3 protein-coding genes are annotated in these 4269 nt (G+C 51.7%); 2 read left to right on the top strand and 1 reads right to left on the bottom strand.

Annotated features, from left to right (window positions below):
* A partial coding sequence (locus WBV75_RS01020) for a 30S ribosomal protein S16 (protein ID WP_424118804.1) occupies nt 1-649 on the bottom strand: 649 nt, incomplete at its 3' end.
* Nucleotides 650-944: 295 nt separating this feature from the next.
* Between WBV75_RS01020 and WBV75_RS01025 the strand changes: the two genes are divergently transcribed.
* Both WBV75_RS01025 and dnaE read left to right on the top strand, forming a co-directional pair.
* Entirely contained in the window at nt 945-1400 is a 456-nt protein-coding gene (locus WBV75_RS01025) for a ferritin-like domain-containing protein (protein WP_424118805.1), read from the top strand.
* A gap of 135 nt (nt 1401-1535) precedes the next feature.
* Nucleotides 1536-4269: DNA polymerase III subunit alpha (dnaE, locus tag WBV75_RS01030; protein ID WP_424118806.1), on the top strand; the 2734-nt coding region annotated here is incomplete at its 3' end.

A 4269-nucleotide genomic window follows, 5' to 3' on the forward strand; every position in this document is an offset into this window, starting at 1 on the left:
TTTCTTCAGTGGCCTCAGCGGCAGCTTCAGGAGCTTTCTCTTCAGCAGCTTCGGGTGCCTTTTCTACAGTGGCCTCAGCGGCAGCTTCAGGTGCCATTTCTTCAGCGACCTCAGCGGCAGCCTCAGGAGCCGCCTCTGCGGGGGCTTCTTCAGCAGGTGGTGCAGCGGCAGCAGCAGCTTCGGCGGCTTCAGCAGCTTCGGCATCCGCAGCAGCCTTGGCGCGCTTCTCGTTGGCTTCTTTTTCTGCTTCCAGCGCTTTCGCCCGTGCTTCGGCTTTCTCCTTTTCGAGTCCCTGGGATTTATCAGCTACTTTCTGAGCCTTCTCATCCATCCAGGCCTGGAATTTCGCTTCGGCCTGCTCTTCGGTCAGTGCCCCTTTGCGAACACCTCCTTTAAGGTGATGCTTCATCAGCACTCCTTTATAAGATAAAATACGACGGGCAGTTTCTGTAGGCTGCGCCCCGTGGTCTAACCAGGTTACCGACGCGTCTACGTTGAGGTCAATCAAGGCTGGGTTCGTGTTGGGGTTGTAGGTACCGAGCTTTTCGAGGTACCGGCCATCTCTCTTGGAACGGCCATCTGCAGCAACAATCCAGTAAAAAGGTTTTCCTTTTTTACCGTGTCTTTGTAATCTGATTTTTACGGGCATATCACATTAATTTGTAGGGTTCCCGACCCCGGTTATTAATTCTTTCAATACAGTTTTAAACTGTTTTAACCCCATACAAAGGGCATAAGCGGGTGCAAATATAAGCTTCTTTCGCGATTCATTATTCGATTTTTGAAAATTTTACCCCTGATTGCAACCTCTTTTCGGCCTGTAAACTGTTAAACTTATGTAAAACCGAAGTATATATTTGATTTTCAGCGTTTTAGTTGTTATACTATAGATGAAGATACTGAAAGACAGTTATCTGATTTAAATTAAAAATGACGAAAGATTAATGAAGTACACTACAGAGATTTCCAATCGCTTAAATGATTTATTAGAAAAGACCTATGATGCCGAGAAAGGCTATAAGCTGGCGGCAGATGAGGCAAAAGAGTCTTATGTTAAGGACTTTTTAAAAGATAAAGAAAAACAACGCCGTGCCTTCGGCTTCGAACTGAAGACTGAAATTATGGAATACGGAGAGCTCCCCGAAAAAGGCGGAAGCCTGGGCGGAGACTTACACCGCCTATGGATGAAATTAAAGCCCCTCATGAGTTCAGAGAAAACCGAGAAAATTCTCGAAGAAGTTGAACGGGGCGAAAAAGCCAGCCTGGAGGAGTACAACGATATCCTGAAAAACTCAGAGATGCGTTTGCCCCCATCCACGGAGCGCTTACTCATCCAACAAAGGGATGCCATACAGGCCGCCCTGAACACCTCCAAAATGTATGAGGAAATACTCTCCTAATTACCGGGCACTATAGTTTTAAAACCCGTCCCTCCCGGACGGGTTTTTTTATTGGTTGATAACTCCTAAAAACTCCCTTTCCTAAGCCGGGTGCATTTATATATTTTTATCCTCCCGAAATTCTGAAAACTGCCCATGTACCTCATTTTTGATACTGAAACCACAGGCCTCCCCAAGCGGTGGAATGCCCCCGTAAGCGATACCGATAACTGGCCGCGTTGTGTACAGATCGCATGGCAGTTGCACGATGATGCGGGAAGGCTTCTGGAACACTACGATGCACTGGTACAACCCGAGGGCTTCAACATCCCTTACGATGCGGAGCAAATCCACGGCATATCGACAGCCCTGGCCGCGGCCCAGGGCAAACCCCTGAAGGAAGTTTTGGAAGATTTCAAGGCTGTCCTGGCCAAAACCCAGTTTGTGGTGGGGCAAAACGTCAGTTTTGACCTCAATGTTATGGGGGCAGAATTTTTCCGGGATTCAGGAGCCAACCCCCTGAAATCCCTTCCGGTCCTGGATACCTGTACCGAGGATACGGCGGAGCTTTGTCAACTCCCCGGGGGGCGGGGCGGAAAATTTAAGCTCCCCACCCTTACCGAACTCCACGAACACCTCTTCGGGGAACCTTTTAACGAAGCCCACAACGCCAGTGCGGATGTGGAGGCCACGGCCCGGTGTTTCCTGGAACTGGTACGAACAAAATCCTTCAGCGGCGAGGTCCTCGGCCAGGGTCCGGGCTACCTGCAGCGTTTTGAGCAGGCCAACCCGGAGGTCATCCCCCCCTTCGGCCTAAAACACAAAAACTTAAAAAAGGCTTCTGAAGCCCTGGCCCGGAAAACAACCACCCCACAGGCCGGCCTGAGCCAGGCAGAAATAACGGAAAACAAAAAAACCCTGGAGGAGGTTCCCTTTGCCCACCTGCACAACCACTCCCAATTTTCGGTCCTCCAGTCCACCATTCAAATCAAGGATCTGGTCGCTGCCGCCACCGAGGCCAATATGCCGGCAGTCGCCCTGACAGATCACGCCAATATGATGGGGGCCTTTCACTTTGTCAAAGAGGTGAATGCCTATAATAAAAGCCTTGAAGAGCAGGCGGAAGGGGAACACCCGGCGCCCCTGATCCCTATCCTGGGCTGCGAATTCTTTGTCTGTGAGGACCGTCATAACAAATCCGTAAAGGACTACGGCTACCAGGTTGTGATGCTTGCCAAAAACAAGAACGGATACCACAACCTCGCCAAAATGTCCTCCATAGCCTATACCGAAGGGTTCTACTATGTCCCGAGGATTGACCGGGAGGTGGTGCAACAGTATAAAGACGATTTGATTGTCCTGACCGGGAACCTCTATGGGGAAGTACCTTCAAAAATCCTCAACCAGGGTGAGAAACAGGCTGAAGAGGCCCTGCTCTGGTGGAAAGCGGAATTTGGGGAGGACCTCTACGTAGAGCTTATGCGGCATGGGCAGGAGGATGAAGACCGGGCCAATACCTCACTGGTAAACCTGGCCCGTAAACACAACGTCTCCCTGGTGGCAACCAATAACACCTATTACCGGGACAAGGAGGATGCGGAAGCCCATGACATCCTGCTCTGCGTCAAAGAAGGTGAAAAGCAGGCGACACCTGTGGGCCGCGGCCGGGGCTATCGCTTTGGGCTGCCGAACCAGGAGTACTATTTTAAGTCCCAGGAGGAAATGAAGGGGCTTTTCCGGGATCTGCCGGAGAGTATTGTATCCATTCAGGAGATCATAGACAAAGTCACTCCCTTTGAACTCGCCCGGGACGTATTGCTCCCAAAATTCGAAATCCCCACGGAATTCCAGGTAGCGGAAGACCTGGCCGATGGTGGGAAGCGGGGTGAAAATGCCTACCTGAGGCATATCACCTTCCTGGGGGCTAAGCAGCGCTACGGCGAGATCGACGCCCCCCTGCAGGAACGCCTGGATTTTGAACTCAGGACTATTGAAAACTCGGGCTACCCCGGGTATTTCCTTATCGTGGAGGACTTTATTCGGGAAGCCCGGAATATGGATGTTTCCGTGGGGCCGGGCCGCGGTTCAGCCGCCGGTTCGGTAGTTGCCTACTGCCTGGGCATCACCAACATTGATCCCTTAAAATACGACTTGCTTTTTGAGCGGTTCCTCAATCCGGACCGGGTCTCCATGCCCGATATCGATATAGACTTTGACGACGAAGGCCGTTCCAGGGTTATGGACTACGTTATCGATAAATACGGCTCCAGCCAGGTCGCCCAAATCATCACTTACGGCACCATGGCGGCCAAGTCTTCCATCCGGGATACCGCGCGGGTGCTGGACCTGCCCCTGGGAGACGCCGACCGCATCGCCAAACTGATCCCGAACATGGCCAAATTCGGTAAAATCTTTGGCAAAGAGACCGCAGAACTCAAGAAGAAATTCCGGGCCGATGAATACGAAAAGGTCAATGAACTGCTCGGGATCTCCGAAGGGGATGATCTGGAAGCCCGGACGGTCAATATGGCCCGGGTGCTGGAAGGGTCCCTCAGGAATACGGGGATCCACGCCTGCGGGGTCATCATCACCCCGGATGATATTACCAATTTTGTGCCCGTAGCCACCGCTAAGGATTCCGACCTGTACGTCACCCAGTTTGACAATTCTGTAGTGGAGAGCGCCGGCCTGCTGAAAATGGATTTTCTCGGGCTCAAGACCCTCACCCTCATCAAGGATACGGTGAAAATCGTTAAGGCGCGACAGGGTATTGAACTCGTCCCGGATGATTTTCCCCTGGATGACGCCGAGACCTATGAACTCTTCCAACGGGGGGAGACTATCGGGATTTTCCAGTACGAATCCCCAGGGATGCAGAAGTACCTTAAAG

This window comes from Robiginitalea sp., from assembly GCF_049588695.1.
Classification (GTDB): Bacteria; Bacteroidota; Bacteroidia; order Flavobacteriales; family Flavobacteriaceae; genus Robiginitalea.

Excerpts from the sequence above, each read along its gene's own strand:
- WBV75_RS01025 (WP_424118805.1), top strand. The coding sequence starts at position 945 with ATGAAGTACACTACAGAGATTTCCAATCGCTTAAATGATTTATTAGAA.